We start from the raw sequence: 24,150 nt of genomic DNA, 5'->3' as shown, positions 1-24,150 counted from the left end.
TCTCGGCTGCTCGAACAGGCGCATGCGCTCGCTCGCGCAACGAGGTCAGGGCGTGCCGAAACGTCCCAGCGGCGCGCCGGCCAGCAGATGCAGGTGGATATGGAACACGGTCTGGCCGGCATGCTCGCGACAGTTCATCACGATGCGATAGCCGTCCTGCGCCAGTCCCTGCGCGCGGGCATATGACGCTGCGGCAAGTGCGAGCTTGCCCACCAGCAACGCCTGCTCGGGCGGCACATCGTCCAGCGTGGGAATGGCGTACTGTTTGGGAATGAACAGCACATGCACCGGCGCCTGCGGTGCGATGTCCTGAAAGCCCAGCACCTCCTCGTCTTCATAGACGATGCTGGCCGGGATTTCGCGACGAATGATCTTGCCGAAGATGGTGTCGGACATGGTGGAAATGGGGAATGGGTAATCGCAAGAGCTTACCGCGTGCGCTACTGTTTTCGCTTTTCCAATTCCCGATTCCCCACTCCCGATTCCCGGCGCTCAAAGCACCTCACTGCGGGTGCCAAAGGCATGCGACAAGGTGCCGCGATCCACGTATTCCAGCTCGCCGCCCAGCGGCATGCCCTGCGCGAGACGACTTGGACGCACCGCATGCTGGCGGGCCAGCTGCGCCAGGTAATGCGCGGTTGCCTCGCCTTCCACGGTGGCATTGGTGGCGATGATCATTTCGGTGACTTCACCGGCGGCCAGACGCTCGCCGAGCCGGTCCAGCCCCAGCTCGCGCGGGCCGATACCATCCAGCGGCGACAGCCGGCCCTGCAGGATGAAGTACAGCCCGCGGTAGCCGGTGGCGTGTTCGATCGCCAGGCGATCGGCCGGCGATTCCACCACGCACAGCTGCTGCCGGTCGCGACTGCTGCTGGCACAGATCGCGCAGATCTCCGACTCGGTGAAGTCGCGGCATTGCACACAATGGCCGACCTTCTCCACCGCATTGGCCAATGCGGCAGCCAGCCGACGCCCACCCTCGCGCTCGCGTTCGAGCACGTGGTAGGCCATGCGCTGGGCCGATTTCTGGCCCACACCCGGCAACACCCGGAAGGCCTCGATCAGTTGTTCGAGAAGAGAGGACATTGGGTTGGGAATCGGGAATCGGGAATCGGGATTGGGGAATCGCAAAAGCCAAAGACAATCTCGCTCTTACGATTCCCGATTCCCCACTCCCGATTCCGCGCCTCTCAGAACGGCAACTTCATGCCCGGCGGCAGCTGCATGCCGGCGGTGGCCGAGCCCATGCGGTCCTTGGACTCGGCGTCGATCTTGTTGGAGGCGTCGTTGAAGGCGGCGGCGATCAGGTCCTCGGCCATTTCCTGGTCGGAGAGGATGCTCGGGTCGATGCGGACCTTGCGGCACTCCTTGGCGCCGGTCAGCGTCACGCTGACCATGCCGCCGCCGGCGGTGCCGGTGACTTCCAGCTTGGCCAGTTCTTCCTGGGCGCGCTGCAGGTTTTCCTGCATCTTCTGCGCCTGCTGCATCAATTGGGCAATATTCCCACGCATGTGTCGTTACTCGTCGTAAGGGCGGATGGAATCGGGCACGACCCGCGCGCCTTGCTGCTGGATCAGCTGCTGCACATTCGGGTCGTTCATGAATGCTGTTTCGGCCGCGCTCTGGCGCTCGCCTTTCTGGCGATTGGCCCGCTCGTGCAGGGTCTCGACATCGGCGTTGCCGGTTTCGATGACGATGCGCGGCGTGTTTCCCAACTCGGGCGCGAGCGCCTGCGCAAGGTTGGCGATGGAACGCTCGGAATTGAGGTATTCGAAGCCCGGCGCCAGCGCCAGACGCAGTACGCCGTCGCGATGGTCGAGGAAGGCGGCATTGGCAGCGAGCTGTCGCGAGGGACCGTTCAGGCCACTGCGGGTAACCAGCTCCAGCCACTGCTCGGCGTCGGCGATGCGGCCGTCGTCGAGCAGGACCGACGGCTCGGTTGCCGGCGCCGGCACGGAAGGCGCAGCCGCCGGTGGCATCTGCAGCACCGGCGCTGCAGGTGCTGGAGCCACGGCGGCGGCAGGAACTGCCACGGCAGCGTCGGGCGCGACCGCAGCGGGCAATGCCGTATCGGCTGCCACGGGTGGCGCCATTGCCGCTTCCGGCGCGGGCGCACGCGGCGCTGCGGGGACGGGGGCAGCGTTGGCGCGCACCGGCGCATCGTCCATCGCCCAAGGCGGCGTGTCGTCGCTGCGCGCGGGAGCTGTGGATGGACGGCTGTCGGTCGCTGCTTCCACAGCGGGCAATACCACGACGGGGGCTGGCGCAGCAGTGGCCGGGGCCGGTGCGACGACCGCAGCCACGGCAGCAGGTACGGCTTCCTTCAACCCTGCCGGCTGTCCCACGGCTGCAGGCGCAGGCGCGGCTGCCACCGGTGCGGCGGCCTGCACGCCAGTTGCCGCAGAACGCGCGTGACCGCCGGCATTGGCACCACGTCCATCGTCACTGCCGCCAGCCGGCACCGCCGCCGCAGGGCGGAAGGCCAGCATGCGCAGCACCGCCATCTCGAACCCGGCGCGCGGACTCGGCGCCAGATACAGATCGCGGCGGCCGTTGAGCGCCATCTGGTACCACAGCTGCACCACTTCCGGACGCAGCTGCGCGGCATAGGCGGTCGGGTCGATGCCATCGCCGACAAAGGCCACCGACGGCACCAACTGCTGCACCTGGATGCGGTGCAAGGCCTCGGCCAGCGCCTCCAGCACGCCGCTCCAGTCGGGCGAGAATTCGGCCAGCGCCGCAACCACCTGCATCAGGCGCGCGCCATCGCCATCGGTCAGCGACTGCAGCATCGCCCCGACCTGGGTGCGATCGACCGTGCCGAGCATGGTGCGCACCACCTCCTCGCGCAGTGCGCCGCCGGCATAGGCAATGGCCTGGTCGAGCAGCGACAGGCCATCGCGCAGCGAGCCGTCGGCGGCCTTGGACAGCTGCACGATCGCCGACGGATCCGACTCGATCTGCTCGGCGGCCAGGATCCGGGTCATCTGGCCCTGGATCTGGTCCTCGTCCAGCCGCTTGAGGTTGAACTGCAGGCAGCGCGACAGCACGGTCACCGGCAGCTTCTGCGGATCGGTGGTGGCCAGCAGGAACTTCACGTGCTCCGGCGGCTCTTCCAGCGTCTTCAGCAGCGCATTGAACGCCGCCTTGGAGAGCATGTGCACTTCGTCGATCAGATAGACCTTGAACTTGCCGCGCGAGGGCATGTACTGCGCGTTCTCGATCACCTCGCGCACATCGTCCACGCCGGTGTTGGACGCGGCGTCGATTTCCAGCAGGTCGATATAGCGGCCGGCGTCGATATCCAGGCAGGCCGGGCACTGGCCGCACGGATCGGCACTGGTGCCGGTCTCGCAGTTCAGCGATTTGGCGAAAATGCGCGCAATCGTGGTCTTGCCCACGCCGCGGGTGCCGGTGAACAAGAACGCGTGATGCACCCGCCCACTGTCGAGCGCGTTACTGAGCGCGCGGACCACGTGTTCCTGGCCTACGAGTTCGGCAAAACGCTTCGGGCGCCACTTGCGGGCGAGAACGAGATAAGACATCGGGCAACCAGCTTCCTCTGAACCGATATTGTGCCACGGCGCGTCAAGTGGGTCGTTCAGCGGCCGTCGTGCCCGCCGCCTCCCGGACCGGTGGACCGCCGCAGCAGGGTCGGTGACCGGCCAGACAGCAGCGCTGGCAGCGTCGTGCCGGCCCGGCGGATCACTTACCTTGTTAATGGCGCCCGCGGCGGCTAGAATCCCGCTCCTGCCGTCGACCCAGTCGCACGGCAGGTACGGAGAGGTGTCCGAGTGGTTGAAGGAGCACGCCTGGAAAGTGTGTAAGCGTCTAAACCGCGCTTCGGGGGTTCGAATCCCCCTCTCTCCGCCAGAATACGCAAACCCCTGAGAAATCAGGGGTTTTTTGTTAGCGTAAAAACTGGCTGCAGCCGCGCAAGTCGGAACACACGACACTTATGCGCATTCCTCATCATCTCGTTCGAGCCCCCTCCGGACTCTGGTCCTACCGACAGCGTGTCCCGGTCGATTTGCAGCCCATCGTGGGTCGCCAGACCTTCAAACGCACCCTGCACACTTACGACATGCGCGAGGCAAGGCTGCGCGCGCTGACGCTGGCCGCCCGCTATGCTCAGGTCTTCATTGTGTTGAGGGACCGACGCATGCAAAGCCAAGACGACGACCTGGACGCGCTTCTGGCGCGCCTGACCGGCACCCAACGCCCGCAGGAGCTGACCCTAAATCGGACGCGCGCGGCGGACGGGTCGATCACCGAGGAATGGCAGATCGACACCCCAGAGGACGTCACGCTCTTCCAGCAACTGATGGCGCTCACCGCCCCGCAGCCCAGCGCGCTGGGGGAGCTGATTCAACAGCACGTGCCGCCTCTCCCCACGCCGAGGCGGGTAACCAAACCTTCCCTCGAATCAATCACGCTCGGGAAGGCCCGAGACGCTTGGCTAAACAGCCTCAAAGGCAGCACCCTGCCCAAGACCTGGACCATCAAGCGGACCGCTGTCGAACTGCTGACCAGCTTCTTGGGCGAGAAGACCAAGCTGCACACGGTCACCCGCTCGGACTTGGCGCGTTGGTATCAGGACATGCGGGAAAAAGGCGCCTCTACACCCACGCTCACCAACAAGCAGTCCTACATCGGCGGCAAGGGCGGGTTCTTCGAGTGGGCCCAAGCCTCCGGCCACTACCCTCGGGGCGACAACCCCGCGTCCGGGCACGTGAGCTATTCGACCCGGGAAAAGCGCGCTCGGCGGAAGTTCGGGTTCAAGGCTTACGACGCCCACCAAGTCCAGGCGCTGTTTGCCCCGGCTGCTTTTGAGGCGCTGCCCCTGGCCGCGCGGTGGGCTTCCCTCATTGGCTTGTATACCGGCGCCCGCGCTTCGGAGGTCGGCCAGCTGCTGACTGCCGACGTAGTGGAAGAGGGCGGTATCCCTTGCTTCCAGATTTCGGACGAGGGCGAGCATCAGAAGGTGAAGACGGACAAGAGCTTGAGGACCGTGCCGATTCACCCCGACCTCCTCGCCCTGGGCTTCCTGACCTGGGTGGAGCAGGCGCGCGCCGAGGGACAGGGGCGCCTGTTCCCGGCGGCCAAGGCCGACGCCAAGAACGGCCAAGGGAACTGGATCTCCAAGGCCTTCAGCCGGCACCTGGCCGAGGTGGGCAAGAACTGGCCCACGGCCAAGCGAGGCTTTCACTCGCTGCGCAAAACCCTGATCCAGGAGTTGCAGGGAGCGGGTGTGGTTTCCGAGCTCCGCGCTCAGCTGGTCGGCCATGAGTTGGACGACGAGCACCACGTGACCTACAGCCGATCCTTCACCGCCAAGGAGAAGCTTGATGGGCTGCGAGGCGTATCGCCGGGCCTGTCGGTGCTGGCCTACGGGCTCAGCCTGGACGCGCTGTCGGCCTTGATGAATAAAAAAACATCCGTCGTCTCCTTGAAAGAACATTCTTCAGGAGCTCGATGAAGCCAGCGAAGATAAAGACTAACAGCGGGCACAAAATCGCTTGGCACAATTAACTCTATGCCTTCGGAAGTTGCGACCAAGGCTCACCGTCGCGTCAACGGACTGAGCCTTGATAACTTCAACTAACTTAGCGAGTGAGTACCATTCGAGACCAGATTAAACTCCTACCGCTGGATCCAAGCAAAGCTTCCTGTAAACATCAGGATTCACGCTATTCCAACGATACTGCCTGCCGGAAGACTGTCCCAAAAATGCAACCTGCTGATACTTCAGCAACTCGCCACCTGCCTTCACCTCTCTGCTCTCACATGCGTAACGTATGTCCGAAATAGTGACATCCACAAAACCTAGGTTTTCCTGAACAAGCCGGTATAGGCCAGCAGATAACTGGCGACCAAATCCCTTAGAGACAAACACGCCCTCCGAAGTCTTGTATGAAATCAACACAAGACCCGAATCAATATCGGAGTAAACCTCGATGTCGCCAGCATCGCTAGGCATAGCGCCCAGCGACACCGAAGCTGAAAAATCATTCGACCTCTTAAGGCTTTCCAAATCCTTATAAGCTCTAGGAGCGTCGTAGGGAGCACACCCAGAAAGAGCAAGTAGCAGCAAAGATAGAAACTTGAACCTACTCATCCTGACCCCACTCTGGGATGTAATTGGATAAAAATGGCCGAGAGCGCTCAGGAACCAGTCCCATACACCGACGGGAGCAATCCTCGCCCATCTGACATGTCGCACCTAACCGGTTAACGTCCATATCCGCCTGATTGTCCGCCTGCATCTCATAGTGGCCGCGTCGCCTTCCATCTCCATACAACCCCAGGCGCCCGGCGTAGTAATCCTTGGTTTCCTTAAGCGCCATCATTTCCAAGACCAACTCAGGGTTCTTTGTCGCCTGCGTTGCCTTGCAAGCGGCAAGGCAATGATAGAACTGATCGCTCCCCGCAATATTTCGGCTCTTCATTTCTGAATTCAACGAGGAAAGTATCTTCATTGCCGTCGCACCACCTCGATTAGCGCCCGACTCAAATTCTGGCTGCTTCATTCGGTATTGGCCAAATTGGAATGTGCCAGACTCAAGCCCTAGCGGATCAATCAGGTAAAGCGGACTTCCTCCAACATAGCCAAATGTCGACAAACCGCCGCCCAATCCAATCGGATCACTCTGCCCATACCGCCCGGTAGCAGAGTCGTAGTCCCTGAAGTAATTTTGATTCAACCCGCTAGCCGCATCAAACCGCTGCCCCGGGAACCGCATATCCAACACCAACGCCGCACCATCGCCATCCGGATCCTGATTCGGCGCAGTGTTGCCGAAGGCCTCACCCTTTAGGCTCCAGCTCCACACCGCCACGTTACGAGCCGGGTCAACCACCACACGCGGGCTGCCCAGGTGATCGGGTTCGATGTAGTGCAGCTTGTTGGCGTTGGCAAGCAGGCCGACCGGTAGATCGTCCAGCCAGATCACCTGTTGCTTGGGCGCTCCATTGGTGTCGTAGTCGCCCAGCCAGTGGCCGGCTTCATCGTAAAGCGTGTAGGTGTTGGTGGTGCCGAGGAAGCGGCGCACCTGCTCGCCTTTACCGTTGTAGCGATAATTCATCACCAGCACGCCTGCACGCTTGACCATGCTCATGCGGCCGGATGCGTCGTAGGGGAACTCCCTCGCCTTGCCACCGATGCTCAGCGTATTGCCTGTCTTGTCGTAGGTGCGCGCCACGCCAGCTACTGCACTCAGGCGATGATTGGTCGTTGGATAGGTGTAAGCCTGTGTAACGCTGCCAACCTTGGCGCTGAGGCGATTGCCGGTGGCGTCATAGCTATAGCCATCAATGACGGTTCCGGTGACACCGTCGGTGAGGGCTGTGAGGCGGCCGAGCGTGTCGTAGCCCAGGCCGATCTCCGGCGTCGGATTGCCGGCTGGGGTCAGTGAGGTGAGATTGCCCACCTCATCGAACCCGAACCCGACATCCAGACCGCCAACCGCTTTGTCCTGAATGGCCTTGGGGCGATAATCCTGGTCGTAAGCTCGGGTCAGCACGCGGCCGTTGCCGTAGGTCCAGCCGGCCACCGGGCCCATGGGCAGATGCGTGGCACCCCTGACCAACACCTCGCGCGAGCCGCCAGGCGCTGTATAGCCCACCTCGGCGATCTGGCCCAGCTCATTGCGGACATAGTCAACCATCGCCCCGTCCGGATAAACCATGCTCGTCAAGTTCCCGCCTGCCGTGTAGGCATAACGGACCGTCAATGCCTTGCCATTGGTCGTCTGGACCTTGCGCACCAGGTCGCCGAATCGGTTGTAGCAATACTGCGTCGTGCCGCTGCCGTCCTTCATGCTGGCCAAGCGCCCGGCTGCGAATTGCTCTCCCGCCACGCAGACGGCCGGGGCCACGTCGTAGACAAAACGGGTCTCGAGCGCTGCATCGGCATAGGTCACCGACACTGGGCGGTTCAAGGCATCGTAGGTGTAGGTGGCCTGCCGGTTAGCTGCGTCCTTCCTGGACAGCACGTTGCCTGCGTCGTCGTAGGTGAAGCCGGTGCTGCCCGTGTCGGGACTCTGTAACGCCAACAGTTCGCCCAGACCATTGCGCTTGTAGGTCGTCTTCAAGCCTTTCGGGTCCGTCACCGCTGATAGCTGTCCCAGCGCGTCGTATTGGAAAGCACTCGTCGCCTTGATGTCGGCGGTGTCTTCAATACTCTGCTTCAAGCGATGCAAGGCATCATAGGTATAGGTGCTTGACCTACCCATGGCATCTATCCGCTCCTTCAACGTGCCCACTGCATCGTAGGTAAAATCCGTTGGGTTGCCCTGCGCATCTGCGGTTGTTTTTAGGTGGCCTAGCTCATCGTAGAGCCGGGACATGGTGGCCTTAAGCACACCTTTTGAGTCCTGGATTTCCTCCTTAACTCGCCGTCCGGATTTGTCGAGCGTGTAGACGAAGGAGTTGCCGTAACGATCCGATACCCTGGTCAGCCGGAATGCGCTGTCGTAGATGAAGTTAGACACGTCGCCGCCCGGCAGCGCAACCTGCTTGACCAAGCCGGTGGGCCAATAGCTGTAGCGCGTAATGCGGTCATCCGTCTCCGAGCCGCTGTCCTGTCCCCGGACCATGCTTGCCGTCAGCCGACCTCGCGCATCGTAGCTGTAGTCGGTCACAACCCCATTCGGATCCTTCTGCGACAACACACGGCCGGCGCTATCGTAACTGAGGAGTTGGGTGACCTGGCCCACTGCATTGGTGATCGTCTTCAGGTCTCCGCCCTGGGCCGCGGGATAGTAGTCGTAGGTGGTGGCGTCGCTGAGATCCGTGCGCGCTCCGTCCACACGCAGAAGCACTCCCACCAGGGGGCAGCTTCCTGCGGTTACGTCGGCCTGCTCGCAATAGGTGAAGGTCTGCTGACGCTGCTTCCCGGAAACGGCATCTTGCTCGACCTGGGTCAGTGCTTGGCCACGCTCATTGCGAGTCCATCGCTTGGACACAACCAGCCCCTGCGCCCCCTTCACATTGAGCTCGGTCAATTGGTGGGTCAGCGCATCTCTCACGCTCTCGGTGCGCACCGCCTCCGGCGTGCCGTCGCCGACCGTCACCGCCGATTGATACGCCGGCGCGTATTCGTAGGAAACCTTGCTGCCCGATGCGTCCGTCACGCTTTGCAGCCGACCATCGCTGAAGTAGGTGTTGGACGTGCTTGCTGGGCCTTCGGTTACGTTGTTGACCGGGCTGAAAATGGTAGACCCATACTCGAAGCGCTTGACCGCGCCAGAAGCTTGTGTGACTTCCGTAACGCCTTCGGCCACGTAGTTCAGGGTCACTCCATCGACCACCTCGGTATCGCCATGGAGAACGCTGCTGATCACGCGTCCATAGGTGTCGTAACCAAACGAAGCGTAACGCTGTCCGTTCTCCCCGGTGATACCAGTCAAATAGTTGACCAGCTGGGGCTCCGCAAGCCCCTTCTCATGATAGTGGTAAAGGCGCTTTGCGCCGTCGGGATACGTTGCGACAATCAGATTTCCATCCACATCGTAGTCGTAAAGGACGATGCCGCCACCAGGAATCTCCATGCCTGTGACACGCCCGTCGGTATAGGTGAACGTCACGGCGCGGCCATGGCCATCAACCAATCGCGCAATGCGCGTGCCCTCGTAAACCACGGTTACATCACGATCCGGCGAGGCTGGATTGCGCACCGCGAGTAGCTGGCCATCCTTACCGAAATCGCGGTATTCGCCAGTTTCTTCGATGACCCGGTAATACGTAGTGCTGTTGCTGATGCGGCGATATAGCCGCCCCGAATTCTGAGCACGGCCGGTGCCAGCAGCAACCGTGGTGAAAACATCCCTGTTGCCCGCCTCGTCGAGATAGGCTGTGTTGGAACTATCGAATCGATCGCTGTAACTCAGCGACCAGCCTTCTCCGACCGGAATGGAACTCTTGGTCTGGTTGACGGAATGATAGTAGCGATTGAACGAGCGACCTGCGAACTCAAAGTCTTTCTCTTCGCGAGACTTGTCGCCTGTCGTGGGATGGCAAGGATTATTGGTGCTGCAGCTTTGGAACTGCTTTAAGGGTGACGTGACCCAGGTGTTGTCATCGTTCTTGGGCTTACAAAGAGCCTCCGTCGTAAGAGCTGCCTCCGCGAGAATTGAGTTTCCAAGAAAAGGCGTGAAGTTTGCTTCGCACGTCAACTTTCGCTTTTTATAGACATTCCAGCGCCACGACACCGAGACAGGTGCCCCCGAGTTCGACGGACAATTAAATGTCGAGGTGAAATATTTGTCTGAGCTATAGCTAACATCGCCACTTGGAAGCAGACCCAGTCCCGTCGTGTTGTAGTCCGACGTTTGAACATTGGACTGGAGCGAGCAAGATTTCCCGACCTTGGTCGTTAGGATGTCCAACGACTTGGCGATGAGTGCTCCTTCATCCGTGCACCAGCTTGATCCAAACTCTGGGGACGCTGTGCAGCCGGGGTTTCCGACCCCGTAGATACCTAGGTTGACCCCATAGGATGGGTTAGAGACCGAGGTAGCCTTTAGCGACGGCACACGGAAGTAGGTCCAGACCTCTCCCGCCCCCCGACTCAAAAAACCTCTTGAGTAGGCCTTCAAATACTGACCGATGCCTTGGTAGTCCTTGGAATTGCGAATGGCATCGGCGGCTTTCTCCATCGTGTCGTAGCAGCCGATGCCCGCTGCACAGAACGTAGCCTTGGGCGGGGTTTGGGCGTACGCAGGACTAGCGCCTAGTAACCCATAGGCACTAAAAACAACCGGTATCAAGAGCGTCGCGTAACGCGCGCCCTTTGACAGAACTGAGGAAGCAGAGAAACGCGCCACGGCCCGATTTGACACGGCAACACTCCTTGTCAGCTGCACTTGCAGCATCAGTTAGGAATCCATTCCCACCCACCCCACGCTGGCAGCGGTGGTGATTACAACCAATCCCATGAAAAGGACGGCTAAGCGTTAACGATATCGGATTAGCGATGCGGCGACAAGCAAGGCGTTTCCAAGCAGAAACTATCGTCTTAAATCATGGTGGCATTGTCAGCGGCAGTGGTTCGGGGCACCCCGAATGCAACGAAGTCAGACCGTTGCAAGAGCCTGTTCGGCAGGTTTGCTTTCAGTATTGACATGATCAGAGCTCCACGCTTTTCCCTCTTGCTAGCGCCCGCTTGCCATGGGGGAGTTGCTGACGCCATTGTCTGTCTGCGTAAAACTTGGATCTCGCCGGCATGAGCAACCCAAACAGCCCGCATGAAGCACGTGTCGCGGTATTGGTCGACTGCGACAACGTGCCGACCGACATCGTCGAGCACGCGTTGCTCATGGTGGCCCAGTTCGGCCGGGTCGTGCTGCGCCGTGGGTATGGCAACCACAACACCCTCGCCAACAAGTGGCAGGAAGTCCTGGTCCGCCAAGCGTTCACCCCTTGCCTTCAATATCAATACGCCTCCGGGAAGAACACGGCCGACATCGCTTTGGCGCTCGACGCCTTGGAGGCGTTGTTCGATCACCGAGCCGACACCTTTTGCGTAGTGACGAGCGACTCGGACTTTTCTTACCTTTGCCGCAAGCTCAGGGAGCGTGGAGCGACGGTCTTCATCGTGGGCGAGCCCAAGACCCCGGATGCCTTGCGCAACGCCTGCGACCAGTTCTTCGAATGGGACCGGACGGCCAAGGAGGTGGCCGCACCCGAAGTCCAGGGCAATGAACTGCCTGTCCTGAAATCGGAAGCGACAAAAGAAGAAGCCCCTCGCGTAGAAACTAAGCCACTGCCGAAACGGCGTCCCCGGTTCTTGGTCGAGGCCGTGACCCTGCTAACCGGGGACACCTCCGAGGGCAAGGTCGGATTGGGAGCACTGGGCCAATACCTTAAACGAACCGACCCGTCCTTCTCACCCAACCTCTATGGGCACTCCGGCCTGCTCAACATGGTGAAAACCTATGACCTGCTGACGACGCAGCGGGAGGAGACCGGCGGTTGGTCGGTCAGCATTTCGCACAAGCCAGAGCTGCCCGATACAGCAGGATGACGCGACTTGGTTTCAGGTAGCACTTAGTGCAGAGATCAGACAGAGCTCCACAGGTGGAGGCCCGATATCACTTAACTGGCATACGTTAAATCGAATTTCGTCGCGTATTCAAATTTGTGAAGTCAGACCCGAAGCGAGCTCTTGCGGAAGTGGCGATTCTTGGTTGGATGAGGACTTCCCCACACGCAGGAGTTTTCATGACCACCCATCCCCAACAACTCGAAATCGCTGGCCAACTGCTTGCCGGGCTGATGAGCCAAACGCTCTCTGACGAGCCACTGGTGCGCCAACGCAATGTCTGCAACGCCTGGGCCTCTGCTGGCGAGTTGATCGTCTACAGCCAGAAGAAGCCGCCAGGCGGAGGCAGCGTCGCCCAATCCTTGGAGCATGCCCCTCCGCATCCCTTCCAACCGGTGCGCACACGGGAAGCCGTCATCGTTAGGGAGCTTCCGTCAGTGGAGGAATGGCGAGCGGGCCGGAAGAAGAAAGACGTGCAGTTGGATCCAGTCCGCAGCAAGAAGCGTCCGACCCTTCACTGAGACGGACGCAAGCACGGAAACATTGAGCCCCGCAGTGCGGGGCTCTTTGGTTTCAGTGGAAGCGCGGTGGCTTGGGAACATGGACAGGCGCAGGAGGAGCGGAAATGGCAGGACTTGGGCGCTGCTCATCCGGTTTGGCCGCCATGTCGAGCTGGAGGGGATAGCGCTGGAGCATGTCCCGGCTCCAAGCCTCCAGATGCGCCGCGCTGGCCGAGGCCTCTTTCTCGCAGAGGGCTTGTTCCTCCGGGGTCACTCTGGTCCTTGCATCTGCAAGCTCTGCGGTCCGGCTTTCCAGGGTGCTGAGTCGGCGCCCGCGCCGCTGCTTCCAGTCCCCCTGCATCCACGATGGACCGGGCTCGGGATTGTTCGCAACGAAGTCGTTCCACGCGTTCTCGGCCATGTGGTGCAGCTTCTCGGCGCGACGCACGGCCAGCAGCCGCCGGGCGAACTTCATGGCCGTTGCCTTGAAGCGCCGCAACCGCCGCAGTAGCTCGTTGAGGTCGGGACGGAGCCGGGCCTCCTCGGCGAAGGCAGTCACGCGCTCCCTGATCCACTGCAGCAGGTCCAGGGTTGCTTGGAGGTTTTGAGCCAGGCGGGGATCCGCTTGAACAGCCACGCCCCATTCGTCGCTGGCCTCCTCCGCAAGCTCGGCGACCGAACGTGGCTCGCGGGGCGGCTTGGCCTCCTCTGCCTCCATCAGTCCCAGCCCACGGGCAATGGTCGCCATGCTGGGGGACACCTCGATGTGCCCAGCCCCGCGCCTGAGCTGCAGGGACAGCACATCAGAAGGTCGGCGAGCCTCGCGCTCGGCCTGGGCCTGGCTGTGACCGTCGGGCACCGGCATGGCGCGTCCTTCCTGCTCGAACACGGCGATGAGCTTTTGGAAGGTCGCCTCGTTGGTCTCTTCGATCCGACGATTTGCGTCCGAACGCTCCGACGGCTGGCCCCGCCGGGCCAAGGCGATGCCGTTCTTGCCGATGTGCTGGGTGGGCTCACGGGAGAGCACGGCAGCCGCGGCCAGGTCGCCCCGGGCCAAGGCATCGTCGGCCTGAGCGGCCAGGCTGCGATGGTCCACGCGAATCTCGAGCGCCGCCTTCTCAAGGTGGGCGTTGATGGTGGAAGCGACCAGCTCGCGGACCCACTCCACCTCCGCCCTGCCCGACGGCCCGCCGTCGAGCTCCCGGGTTTTGTCGGTGAGGCCGTCCGGCCCGATGCGACGCGTCGTCGCCAGGACATGGACGTGCCAGTTCAAGCCGTCCTTGCTGCCGGGGCTGTGGATGCTCGCTTGGGCCGCAAACCCGTAGCGCGCGACGAGCGCACGGGTGACTTCCACGGCCAGCTCGGACTTCTGGAGGTCATCGAGTTCATGGGGCAACGCGAACTCGAACTCCCGGGCGACCGTGGAATCTTTACGACGCTCCGCAGCCTCCGCCGCCGGCCAGAGCTCAGCGGGGACCAGGGCCCAGTCGGGTGCGTCTTCGGGAGCGATGCAGCGCGTTTCGACCACGCCGTCTCGACGGCGATAGTCGTGGCGCATGCCGGTGATTGCATCCTCGAGCAGCAGGCCGGCGCGGTAGGCGGCCGCTGCGATGGAGGAATGTCCTTTGGCACGGCTGAAGGTTTTGACGTTGGCGTGGTAGATGGCCATGAAGCGTGGGTCCCGAGGCGGTTGAGTTCGCTTCGTTTATGCCGTGAATTCGGATTTGCGCAAGGGCTGAAAGCACTTGGGGTTCAAGGGGCGGAGACCCTTGCGCACGTGTTCCGCAGGAACACCTAGGTGCGCTCTTGCTTCTTTCTTTTACGCACTGTTTTTCAGCATCGAACAACTTTTGAGTGCTGGAAATTTTCGAACCCGCATAAACTTGACTAGGTGCTTTTCCGTGATTGACTCAAAGACGGGATCATTGGAGAAACGCATGACTGCCACAAGCCACTACCACGACCGCATTGCCCGAGCCACAAAGCAGTTAGCCCAACTGCAAGCGAAGGAGCTTTTAGCCAACCAGCGCATTGAGTTGAAGGCCAGGCAAACCGCGAGGCGAGAAAAAGCGAAGCGGCGGCAGAATGTGGCCGACTTGGTCTTCTCAGTTGACGCCCATGTGCTGGACGACGACGAGTTAGCAGGAGCGTTGCTTCAACACTTGGACGCCCGCAAAGAACTCAGCGTCAGGCAAGCCGCTCGTTTGCGAGGCGCCGCGCGAGCCGCATTACCAAGCACTTAAAGGGCTCACGATCTGGCAATTCAAGAAGCGGGAGACGACGTTTGGAAAAAGGAGGACGGCACAGCGCCGCCCTCTTCCCGCAAACGCTGTGCTCCTCAATCGGCTATCAGTGTTTTGCTCACCTTGTTCGTTGCCAAGTCGACGGCCGAAAGGCTCAGATCCTCGTTAAGGACATACGCCTTCTTGAGGTCCTTGCTGAAGACAATGGCCTGCCTTGGGGCTTTGAAGCCCGAAATCGTTCCAGTCACTTTCAGCGTCTGCGTGTCGATGACCGACAAGGTATTGTCCGCCATGTTCCCCGAATACACGTGCTTGCCATCGGGCGTGAGCGCTGCGCCGTAAGGGTCCTTCCCCACGGCAATAGTGGTGGTGATCGAACGCTTGGCCGTGTCGACCACAGCCACGGTGTTGCTGCCGCTGTTGGCGGCATACAGCGTTTTGCCGTCCGACGAGATGGAAATCGCCCGCAGTTTGTTGAAGCCGGTGATTTCGCCTTGAATCGTATTGGTCTTTGTGTCCAGCAAGCTGATCTTGTCGCCCTTGAAATTGGTGACGTAAGCCGTCGCACCATCTGGGCTGATACGGATGCCCTGGCGAGGCTGCGAGAAGCCAGTCACTACCGCCACCGGGCGATCGCTGTTCAAGTCGAACACCGAGACCGTGCTGGCCGCTTCGTTGTTGACATACAAAAAGCGTCCGTCCTTGCTGAGCGTAGTGCCGAAGGCCCCGGCACCCAACGGAAGGTCGGCAACCGTTTTGAGCGTCTGACTATCGATTTTGCGCACCACGCCCAAGCTGCTATCGGAGACGTAAAAGAACGCGCCGTTCGGTGAGAACACGATATTTCGGGGCGTGACGTAACCCGATAAAACCCGCTTGGACTTGCCCGCCTTGAGGTCATAGACCACGATTTCCGGGCGCCGACTGTCGGACACCACGGCCGTCGCCTCATCCGGGCTGACAGCAAGCGAGTTGTTGCGGATATCGCCGTCAAAGGTCCACCGTTCCTCGGCCGCTTGAGTGCCCAGCGATACAGCCATCGCGCCGCCGAAAACCAAGCCGGCAATCGTTTTTTGTAACAGGTTCATCGCATCCTCCGGTTCTGCGCGACTGCGCGGGTGATCGTTCTCATCGCAGCAATCTGCTGGACCTCACTACTCTGGCCCATGGCAACGAAGAAGGAAAACAAATTATCCCTGTTTCACCGACCTATTTTTTAGGTATCTTCTTTTTGGGGTCTCGCCCCATTTCCAGGCACTGTTCCCAAGCCCCGGCCAACCCCTGAGAGATGAACTTGTCGCGGTGCTTGACCAAGTAGAACTGACGGGCCAACGGGGGAAGCACGCGCTCAAGGGCCACCAGTCGCCCGGAAGACAGCAAGTCGCTCACCACCCAACGGGAGAGGCAACTGACGCCGATTCCCTGGACTAGCGTGTTTTTGATGGCCTCGGAACTGCCGATCTGCTGCGTGTTGGCTAGGTCGCTTAGATGGCGCAACAGAAGCGCCTCGACTTCTTCCCGGGTGCCAGACCCTTGCTCTCGCAGCAGCCAGTCGGCCCGGCGCAGGTCCGCCTTGGTGACTTTCGAGGCCTTGGCCAGCGGATGTTGGCCCCCCACGACGATCAGCAGTTCGTCCGTCAACCAGGGCTCGGCATGAAGTTCCGGAAGATGAGAAGGGCCTTCCAGGAGCCCCATGTCGAGTTGGAAGTCAGCGACCTTTCGCGCAATCGCGGCGTTGTTGGCCACGTCGGCGTCCACGTGAATGTGGGGGGACGACTTGCGCAAGTCGGCAAGCAAACGGGGCAAGACGTAGTTGCCGATGGTCGTGCTGCAGCCGATCCGCAGGCGAACCGGACGATCGGAAGCGCCGGGGCGGTAGCTGGTTTCAATCTGGCGTGCGCCGTCGAGCAGTTGCCGTGCCTGCGGCAGCAGGCGTTCGCCTTCGGCGTTGAGCAGCAACCGCTTGCCGACTCGGTCGAACAACCGCGTTTCCAGCACGCTCTCCAACTCGTTGAGCGCAGCGCTCGTGGCCGATTGCGAAAGCGCCACCGCGGCGCCGCCGCCAGTGGTGCTGCCATGCTCGGCCACGGCGCAAAAGATTTGGAGCTGACGGAGGCTGACCTTCATTTCAATCCACCAAACAGGTAACTCTTACCAAGATTACCCGTTTTACAGATATTAGAAGCCGCCCTAGACTCTGCTCGTTCCCAACGCCCCGCTGCGAGGCTGCTGCAATGAGCGAAAGCAAACTGATGGCCATCATGGGCGGGCACCGGCCCCTGGCCGCTCTTTCCAACCCTCGCGAGGCCATTCGGCAGTTCACGCCGAACTGGTTTGCCGCGACCATGGGCACCGGCATCCTGGCGCTGGCCTTGGGCCAACTTCCCTTCCCGTCCCCGTGGGCCAAGGCCCTTGGCGAAGCATTGTGGTGCTTCAACATCGGGCTCTTCATTTTGTTCAGCACGCTCTACGCCAGCCGTTGGCTGCTGTTTTTCAACGAGGCCAAGCAGATCTTTGGCCATTCCACCGTTTCCATGTTCTTTGGGACCATTCCCATGGGGCTGGCCACCATCATCAATGGCTTGCTTCTTTACGGCCTGCCTAGGTGGGGAGCGGATGTGCTTCCGTTGGCGGAGACGCTCTGGTGGGTCGATGTGGCCATGTCGTTGGCCTGCGGGGTGCTGATCCCCTTCATGATGTTCACGCGCCAACAGCACAGCATCGACCAGATGACCGCCGTTTGGCTGTTGCCGGTGGTGGCGGCCGAGGTCGCGGCCGCAAGTGGTGGGCTGCTGGCTCCCCACCTCACGGACGCCGCAAGCCAATACCATGTGCTGATCACCAGCTACGTGCTGTGGGCATATTCGGTGCCGGTGGCCTTGAGCATCTTGGTCATCTTGCTGCTGCGCATGGCGTTGCATAAGTTGCCGCACGAAAGCATGGCGGCGTCCAGTTGGTTGTCGCTGGGCCCCATCGGAACCGGCGCGCTGGGGATGCTGGTGCTGGGCACGGATGCCCCTGCCATCCTGGCTGCCCAAGGCCTCGAGTCGGCAGGAAGCATGGCGGCGGGATTTGGCCTCATCAGCGGGTTGTTGTTTTGGGGATTGGGATTGTGGTGGATGGTGCTGGCCATGCTCATCACCGTGCGCTACCTCCGAAACGGCATCCCGTTCAACCTCGGCTGGTGGGGGTTCACCTTCCCGCTGGGCGTGTATGCGGTGACGACATTGCGCCTCGGGGCCACGCTTCACCTGAGCTTCTTCGAAGTTCTGGGCACGGCGCTGGTCGTGTTGTTGGCCGTCATGTGGGCCATCGTCTTTGCCAAGACACTGGCCGGCGCTTACCGGGGAAACCTGTTCGTTTCTCCCTGCATCGCTTCGCTCAATAAGGGGAGTTGATTCACCCTTCGCGTGGGGCAGCGGGAGCGGTCTGAAGCGAGCGCTTGGCTTCGCTCAGGACGGACAAGATGCGCTTGGTAACCTCGGGGCTGGTGCAGACCGACAGCGGGCTTGGGTGAGGCATGCCGAAGAGGGCCAACAGAGGGAAGCTCTCCCTGACACTGGGCATGCACTGCTGGGCGATTCGCCCCGCAAAAACAATGGTGTGAAGCCTGGGAAGGCGGGAAAGCACGTCCAGGAGCATCACCACCCCTTCCTGTAGATCTGCCTTCCTAAGTGGTTTCTTGGTCTCACCTGCCGATGGCAGCCATGGCACCGCGTTCCAAAGGATGGTCTCGTTGCGCGGCAATGCCACCTGTTCGAGGAAGTGTTTCAAGTTTTTCTGCGCAGGAACCGGGTTGTCTCGCGACACAAAGCGCGGCGTGGCGGCATGGCGAGCGGGGCTTTCCAGCAACACCATCACCCGAGCCCTTTCACCCCCATCCAGCGGGTCGAAAAACGGCAGCGCTAGACCACGCTGGCATTGGCCTCGGACCCACTGGTTGAGGCTTCGGACGTGAGCACTGTCGACCAGCGTGGCACGGTATGAGGTGGAATCAGGCATACAAAAGTGGAGTGACCGATTTCATAGCGCCGTTTTGGTATCGCTCAAATGCACTTCTACATTTTCCATCGGACATGCCATGCCGAAAAATGACATCAAGGCCCACCCATGGTCATTCGTGGCCCCTGTTCCTGCTGAGCCGTCTGTTGCTGCGTTTGTTCCATCTGCTGCTGACGCACTTGGTCCTGCTTGATAACCTCTGCTTGCTGGAGGTTTTGCTGGGCCGGCTGTTGAGACGCTTCTCGACCGTCCACGTGGGCGTGGAACTGCGGCGCTTTGTCCACCCCATGCGGGGCATAGATCGCAACGACGTTCTGAGCGCCATCGTTCCCCAAGCCTCCGGTGACCCTATCCACTCGCTTGAGCAACGGATCGTCCACCTGCTGCTTGTAAAGCGCAGCCGAGACGTTCTTGCTCTCTTCGTCGTTCCAGTTCCCCGTGCCACGCACCCAGGCATGGATCTGCTGATAGGTGTGGTGGTCAGCGTGGGCGGGGTTGTCGGCCAGCACGGCCTGGTCGCGAGAGACGGCTTGGAGGGCGAGTTCCGGCTGGCCGGCGCCCCCTTTCCCAACCTGCCGCACCTCGGAAGGCCGCAGCTGTCCGTCAGAGGTGTCGGTGAACCCAAAGGCCTTGCCCTGCCCACCCAAGGACACTCCAGCCGCCTGGATTTCTTCCGCTGAAGCACCAAGCTCCTTCAGGTTCAGGCCGAGACTTGGAATCGACTGGCTGGAAGCCCGGTCTAGGTCACGGGATACGGCAGCCCCGGCGGACACGACGTAGGACAAGTAAAGGGCGTTGTAGTCGGACTGTCCTAATGCGCCCAGGCCTTTGCCGGACTGATCGAACTGACAAATTGCAACGGCTTTTACCGCAGGGCTGTCGATGCGGTTGTCGGTGTGTTGGATGCCCTGGACATCCATCTGGATGCCTGGCGCCAGCCGCCCGTTCGTGACGCAGGGCGTGGTCGGGTCGAGGCGATAAAGCAGTTCTGCTTCGCTGACGTTGCTGTCTTGGTGCTTGACCCGACTGGCCACCGAATTCATCGATACCATTTCGGCGAGCGCTTCGTTCTGCCTGGAAGCGTTGATGTATTCCTTTGCCAACGGGGTGATGTCAACCGTCGCATCGCCGTAGCGTGCGCCCTCTTTGAGCGCCTCATCGATTCGGTAGGAAAGTTTGTAGGTGCTGAGGTCGTTGGAGCGGGCCATCAGAGCATGCCCCGTTTCGTGCCCCAGGACTCCGGTGAGCTGATCTATCCGCTCTGACCGGGTCGGTCGCTGCAACACGTCGGCGTTGACGCTGATCGTCTTTTCGGCATGGTTATAGTGCCCACCTTCGTTGGGCGTGTGAGCGAACCTGATGTGCTCAAGGTCGCCGTTGTCGATGGCTTTGGTCATCACCTCAACCAGGTAAGGAGAGGACTCCACCGCCTCGCGGAGGTCCTTGGCTGCACCTGGGGACAGAGACGATTGCTGCTCGGTCTCTTGGAGCATGCGCTCAATGCGAGGGTCAAGCATCGCTCCGCTCCATCTCAAAGACAACGACCGTCACGCAGGTCGGCGCGTCCCTTTTGTCTGGGGTAACCGCAATGTAGAGCCCCAGCGACGGGCTGACGATCTTGTGGAAGGTGATTCGCTGGTCGTCGCCAAACGTGGGCACATACACCTGGAACCCTTCGGCTTCCATCTTCTTCTTCAGCGCCTCATAGGCTAGGCAGGCGTTCGGGGTGAGTGTCAGTTCCACCCGGTGCCCTAGGAGCTTGGGCGACCCCTTCCACACGGCCCACTCGTAAGTGCCCTGTCCCACCTTGCCAGTCACCCCTCTGCGCTCATGCTTGGCGTCGGGAGGAAGCGCGATTCCCAAAAGTCGCTCCACATTGGCGGGGGCGGAGTCTGCTTGGGCGTGAAGGGACTGGGCGAGGACTCCGATTTGTTTGATCAGCTGGTCGGCGGTGTGCTCATCCCCTGGTTGCAAGGCGGGATAGCCGTCCCAGGTCATCATCGGCGCGGAACCGGGAGGGAGCGCCGCATCTGAGATGGCAGCCGCCTTGTCCTGCTCGCGCCGAACGTCAGCGGATGTGATTTCCTTCATGGCTTTCTCCTGATGGACGCCTGACGGCTCTGCGCATGCGGCCACTCCCAACAACAGTGTGCATGCTGAAAGGGCTTTGGCGATGCGCCTACCTTGACTAAAGATATCCATGGCCAACATCCGGGTGTCGGGAGGTTGGACAGCTTAACGCCAGCGCCTGGGCGCAGGCCAACTCGGTAGGCAGAGGGAGGGCTATGCCCACCCCCTGGCCGCCAAGCTGGTGTGCTGCTGGCCGCCGATAACCAGATGGTCGAGGACCCGGATGTCGAGAAGTGCCAGCGCTTGCTTCAGTCACTCGGTGACTTGGCGGTCTGCTTCGCTGGGCTCCGGGTTGCCGCTCGGGTGGTTGTGGAAGAGGATGACGGCGACGGCGTTGAGCTCCAGGGCGCGCTTTGCCACGACTCGCGGGTGGACATCGCATCCGTCAATGGTGCCGGTGAACAAATGCTCAGTGTTCAGGACCTGGTGTTGGGTGTCGAGGAAGACCACGCCGAAGACTTCGTGCGGCAGGTGGGCGCATCGAGCGACCAGGTAACTTCCGGCCTGCTCCGGGCTGTGGATGCGGCCTTGGCGTTGAAGGCGCTGCTCCAGGATATTCGCTGCCGCGAGGAGAATCCCCTCCTCGCCCATGTGGAGTTGATACTGGACTGCTCGGTCTTGGGTGCGCTTTATCGGTTTGTCTCCACCGGCGCGACAGGCGCCTCGTGGGAACCGCCAAGCGGAGCGTAGGCCCGACCGCACCCGAGAGTGAGCGCCGCGGCAGCGGCGCGCAGCGGAGGGCCGCAACAGAACGCCAGCGTCGAGAAGGAGGCCTGTCCTTGCGGTCGGGACAGCGAAGCCAAGATTCCCTTCAAGAGGCCCGGCGCTGGTGGAGACAGCACGTGCATGCCCTACAAGGCCTGCGGGCTAAACCGTATTAGGATGAGCGGGGCGATTGCTGTCGGCAGGCGATTGCCTAACCGCGCCCTGCTAGGGATGGGGCATTAGCAGACATGCGCTTGCCTGCGTCATGTCTGCCTGCAAGTGCACTGCTATCCGCAGGGTTGGGCCATGGCAGCCCCAATGGACTCACACGTTCTAGTCCGTGCTTTCGAGCCCGTGCCAGGACAAGATTTCGTCAGCTCGACGGCCGACGAACTGCACGTCCTCACCAGTCGTAGCCTCTTGCTCGATAGCAGCAGCCATGTTGGCAAAGGCTTGCCAGAAGTGGCGGCGATCAGGACTGGAAGCCCGCAGGGCGGGCACCGCAGCATCCAGACGCTCAAGGTGACGGCGAAGCTCGGCTCTGTCCATGGGCTTGAGTATCAGCAGCCTTGTCGCACTGCTTGAGACGCATCCACCAAGGCAGCGCGGAATCAGTTTCGGGTGCCGGCACGACGCTGCTCAAGCGTCCGCAGGGTGAGCGACCATCGGGGCCCACGTCCGGCAAGGTCAGACTGCACTCCTGGCATTCGTCGCACCATCGGTGTCGCGCCCTATCGGATGTCAGAAAGTTCCGATCCAGCATATCGCTGCTTTGAATATAAATTCAGACTAACAATAATAGACTAACATTTAACTTAAGTTCATTTTTAAAATCGAGCAACAAGCTCATTTAGTTAGCTTATTTGCTGCAAACAGTACACAAATGACTGCGATAAATCGACCCAAATTTCCTCGTATCCCTTGGTATATAAGGATTTCTGCCAGGTAACGAATTGGCGAATCTGGGAAGCACCCCGGAGGGGACACCCTGACGCCTAAGGACTGCGCCGACACCGCAGATTTTTGTATCGCCCCCGTTGACGAATTCTCGTCCTGTCATATCCCTACTTCCATCTTTCGATGGAAGTGATCCATGACCAGCAACTCCTCCGCAGCACTCAACGATTACATTGCTTCGCCCTTCGGCCTCCTGCATTTGGAAGGCATCCACATTGGCCGCTACCGCATTGACCTCGCTATTGTCCGAGGCCGGGAAGCCGCCATCAATCTCCAAGAATGCATCCTCGCCGCACTCGACGAAACCGGACGGAAGAGCGGTCTGAAGAACAACACACGCTATCCCGCCCAGCTGCCCATGGGCACCCCGTCGCGCCCTCTGGCCAAGGAGATCGAGGATCATCTGGAGGACATGCGTCGCCGGCAACTGGAGCCCAAAACCATCCAGTCCACCGAACGCACGTTGAAGCTCCTGCTTCTTACCTGCGGCAACATCTCCGCGGCTCGAGTGGACTATTACCACATCCAGGCGCTCTGGAAACTGCTGCGCTGGGCCCCAAGGAACCTGGTGTCTGATCCGCTGCTGAAGGACCTCTCCTTCGACGAAGCGATCGCGCTGGGGAAAGAGCAAGACGTGCCGCCGCTGTCACCTGCCACGGAAGAGCGTCACCGCCGATTCCTTGTTGCCTTCTTCAACCACTTGGTCAACGGACAAGCCATCGACTTGTCACCGATGAAAGCCTTCCGGAAACCCAAAGAAGATCACACCATCGATCCCGACAAGGCGATCCGCTTGTTCGAGGACGCAGACCTGCAAGCCATTTTTGACCCCGCAACCTTCATCCCCTGGGCCAAGAAACCACAGTATTGGTGGGCACCGATGATCGGCTTGTATACCGGTGCCAGGGTCAACGAGGTCTGCCAGTTGAAGCTGACCGACATCATCGAGGAACGCGGGGTGTGGTGCATCGCTTTTCAGAAGACGTTGGACCAAGACTTGGCCGCAGACCCGAAGCGACGGCGGCGCAGCCGGCAAAGCATGAAAGGCGCGGGCTGCATGCGCATCATCCCCATCGCGAAGCCGCTCCTGGAGGCAGGCTTCCTCGAGTTCATGGAGGACATGAAGGAAATGGGCCATCCTCGGCTGTTCCCGCTGCTCTCTGCGGGCGTGAACCGCACGACGGGGGAAACCAACGCTCGCTACAGTCAGCAGTTCGTGGTGGACTTTGGGCGCTATCTGAAGAGCCTGGGCTTCCCCAAGGGCATCGGGTTCCACGCCTTCCGCCATACGCTGGCCACTGAGCTCGATGTCAACGATGTTCCGGAGAAAGAGATTGCCTTGGTCACCGGCCACAGCACCGATCCCCGCGACCGGGTCCAGGTGCTGCGCAGGCACTACCTTCACAAGAAGCCCCAGGTGACGCGCAGCAAGCAGATCAACGCCTTGGAGCTCTATCAGCCCAACGTGGACTTGCCGCGCTACCAGCGGGGCCAGTTCGCTTCACAGCTGTCAGATGCATCGAAGTTCTATCCTTAGAGCATCCAACAGGGCCTGCTACCCGCAACCTTG

General features: G+C 61.0%; 19 protein-coding genes, 1 tRNA gene and 1 pseudogene. 7 read left to right on the top strand and 14 right to left on the bottom strand.

Annotated features, from left to right (window positions below; all coding sequences use genetic code 11):
- Positions 1–45 precede the first annotated feature (45 nt).
- The 4 genes from H7A87_RS05440 to dnaX all read right to left on the bottom strand — a co-directional run bounded on the left by H7A87_RS05440 (position 46) and on the right by dnaX (position 3,545).
- Positions 46–396: a histidine triad nucleotide-binding protein gene (locus tag H7A87_RS05440; protein ID WP_119129152.1), complete on the bottom strand. Its 351-nt coding sequence runs from the start codon at positions 394–396 to the stop codon at positions 46–48.
- Positions 397–492: 96 nt separating this feature from the next.
- Positions 493–1,086 carry a recombination mediator RecR gene (recR, locus tag H7A87_RS05435; protein ID WP_047130396.1) on the bottom strand — a complete coding sequence of 198 codons (594 nt, stop codon included), beginning with the start codon at positions 1,084–1,086 and terminating at the stop codon, positions 493–495.
- A 104-nt stretch (positions 1,087–1,190) separates the two neighbouring features.
- Positions 1,191–1,511 carry a YbaB/EbfC family nucleoid-associated protein gene (locus H7A87_RS05430; protein ID WP_005913896.1) on the bottom strand — a complete coding sequence of 107 codons (321 nt, stop codon included), beginning with the start codon at positions 1,509–1,511 and terminating at the stop codon, positions 1,191–1,193.
- 6 nt (positions 1,512–1,517) lie between these two features.
- Complete coding sequence (gene dnaX, locus H7A87_RS05425; protein ID WP_119129151.1) at positions 1,518–3,545, bottom strand: DNA polymerase III subunit gamma/tau; 2,028 nt, start codon at positions 3,543–3,545, stop codon at positions 1,518–1,520.
- Between the two features lie 235 nt (positions 3,546–3,780).
- Here dnaX and H7A87_RS05420 point away from each other — a divergent pair.
- Together H7A87_RS05420 and H7A87_RS05415 are read left to right on the top strand one after the other, a co-directional pair.
- Positions 3,781–3,873: transfer RNA gene (locus tag H7A87_RS05420), tRNA-Ser, on the top strand.
- An 85-nt stretch (positions 3,874–3,958) separates the two neighbouring features.
- Complete coding sequence (locus tag H7A87_RS05415; RefSeq protein ID WP_180496894.1) at positions 3,959–5,479, top strand: site-specific integrase; 1,521 nt, start codon at positions 3,959–3,961, stop codon at positions 5,477–5,479.
- Positions 5,480–5,635: 156 nt separating this feature from the next.
- Here the strand turns inward: H7A87_RS05415 and H7A87_RS05410 are convergent, their stop codons facing one another.
- Positions 5,636–6,118: a hypothetical protein gene (locus H7A87_RS05410; RefSeq protein WP_046933738.1), complete on the bottom strand. Its 483-nt coding sequence runs from the start codon at positions 6,116–6,118 to the stop codon at positions 5,636–5,638.
- Positions 6,111–10,874, bottom strand: a complete 4,764-nt coding sequence (locus H7A87_RS05400; RefSeq protein WP_232087927.1) for an RHS repeat-associated core domain-containing protein — start codon at positions 10,872–10,874, stop codon at positions 6,111–6,113. Before H7A87_RS05400 ends, H7A87_RS05410 begins: the two co-directional genes overlap by 8 nt.
- A 350-nt stretch (positions 10,875–11,224) precedes the next feature.
- Here H7A87_RS05400 and H7A87_RS05395 point away from each other — a divergent pair, with 350 nt between their 5' ends.
- Both H7A87_RS05395 and H7A87_RS05390 read left to right on the top strand, forming a co-directional pair.
- Entirely contained in the window at positions 11,225–12,025 is an 801-nt protein-coding gene (locus tag H7A87_RS05395) for an NYN domain-containing protein (protein WP_046932555.1), read from the top strand.
- Between the two features lie 197 nt (positions 12,026–12,222).
- A complete protein-coding gene (locus tag H7A87_RS05390) occupies positions 12,223–12,564 on the top strand; it encodes a hypothetical protein (RefSeq protein WP_075287345.1) in 342 nt (113 codons plus the stop codon).
- A gap of 52 nt (positions 12,565–12,616) precedes the next feature.
- Here the strand turns inward: H7A87_RS05390 and H7A87_RS05385 are convergent, their stop codons facing one another.
- Entirely contained in the window at positions 12,617–14,212 is a 1,596-nt protein-coding gene (locus H7A87_RS05385) for a MobA/MobL family protein (RefSeq protein WP_119129759.1), read from the bottom strand.
- 268 nt (positions 14,213–14,480) lie between these two features.
- Between H7A87_RS05385 and H7A87_RS05380 the strand changes: the two genes are divergently transcribed.
- Positions 14,481–14,786: a hypothetical protein gene (locus tag H7A87_RS05380; RefSeq protein ID WP_055829085.1), complete on the top strand. Its 306-nt coding sequence runs from the start codon at positions 14,481–14,483 to the stop codon at positions 14,784–14,786.
- A 95-nt stretch (positions 14,787–14,881) separates the two neighbouring features.
- Here H7A87_RS05380 and H7A87_RS05375 read toward each other — a convergent pair whose 3' ends face one another.
- Positions 14,882–15,874, bottom strand: a complete 993-nt coding sequence (locus H7A87_RS05375; protein WP_055828826.1) for a beta-propeller fold lactonase family protein — start codon at positions 15,872–15,874, stop codon at positions 14,882–14,884.
- A 121-nt stretch (positions 15,875–15,995) separates the two neighbouring features.
- Positions 15,996–16,913 (bottom strand): LysR family transcriptional regulator, encoded by a 918-nt coding sequence (locus H7A87_RS05370; protein WP_055828830.1) that lies wholly within the window; start codon positions 16,911–16,913, stop codon positions 15,996–15,998.
- Positions 16,914–17,020: 107 nt separating this feature from the next.
- On the opposite strand from H7A87_RS05370, the gene H7A87_RS05365 reads away from it, so the two are divergent.
- A complete protein-coding gene (locus H7A87_RS05365; protein WP_075287973.1) occupies positions 17,021–18,184 on the top strand; it encodes a TDT family transporter in 1,164 nt (387 codons plus the stop codon).
- A 1-nt stretch (position 18,185) separates the two neighbouring features.
- Here the strand turns inward: H7A87_RS05365 and H7A87_RS05360 are convergent, their stop codons facing one another.
- The 5 genes and pseudogenes from H7A87_RS05360 to H7A87_RS20795 form a co-directional block, all read right to left on the bottom strand.
- Complete coding sequence (locus tag H7A87_RS05360) at positions 18,186–18,644, bottom strand: uracil-DNA glycosylase family protein (protein ID WP_232087967.1); 459 nt, start codon at positions 18,642–18,644, stop codon at positions 18,186–18,188.
- 239 nt (positions 18,645–18,883) lie between these two features.
- Positions 18,884–20,305: an XVIPCD domain-containing protein gene (locus H7A87_RS05355; RefSeq protein WP_119129758.1), complete on the bottom strand. Its 1,422-nt coding sequence runs from the start codon at positions 20,303–20,305 to the stop codon at positions 18,884–18,886.
- Entirely contained in the window at positions 20,298–20,879 is a 582-nt protein-coding gene (locus tag H7A87_RS05350) for a hypothetical protein (protein WP_232087925.1), read from the bottom strand. The genes H7A87_RS05355 and H7A87_RS05350 overlap by 8 nt, the downstream gene beginning before the upstream one ends.
- Before the next feature lie 192 nt (positions 20,880–21,071).
- Positions 21,072–21,551 (bottom strand): annotated as a pseudogene (radC, locus tag H7A87_RS05345) (DNA repair protein RadC).
- Between the two features lie 405 nt (positions 21,552–21,956).
- Entirely contained in the window at positions 21,957–22,172 is a 216-nt protein-coding gene (locus H7A87_RS20795; RefSeq protein ID WP_232087924.1) for a hypothetical protein, read from the bottom strand.
- Positions 22,173–22,716: 544 nt separating this feature from the next.
- On the opposite strand from H7A87_RS20795, the gene H7A87_RS05340 reads away from it, so the two are divergent.
- Positions 22,717–24,117, top strand: coding sequence for a site-specific integrase (locus H7A87_RS05340; protein ID WP_119129757.1), 1,401 nt, complete (start codon positions 22,717–22,719; stop codon positions 24,115–24,117).
- Positions 24,118–24,150 lie beyond the last annotated feature (33 nt).

It is taken from the genome of Xanthomonas sp. CPBF 426 (assembly GCF_903989465.1).
Classification (GTDB): Bacteria; Pseudomonadota; Gammaproteobacteria; order Xanthomonadales; family Xanthomonadaceae; genus Xanthomonas; species Xanthomonas euroxanthea.
The sequence above is the reverse complement of the archived record's forward strand: the minus strand, read 5'-3'. Positions and strand labels throughout refer to the sequence as shown.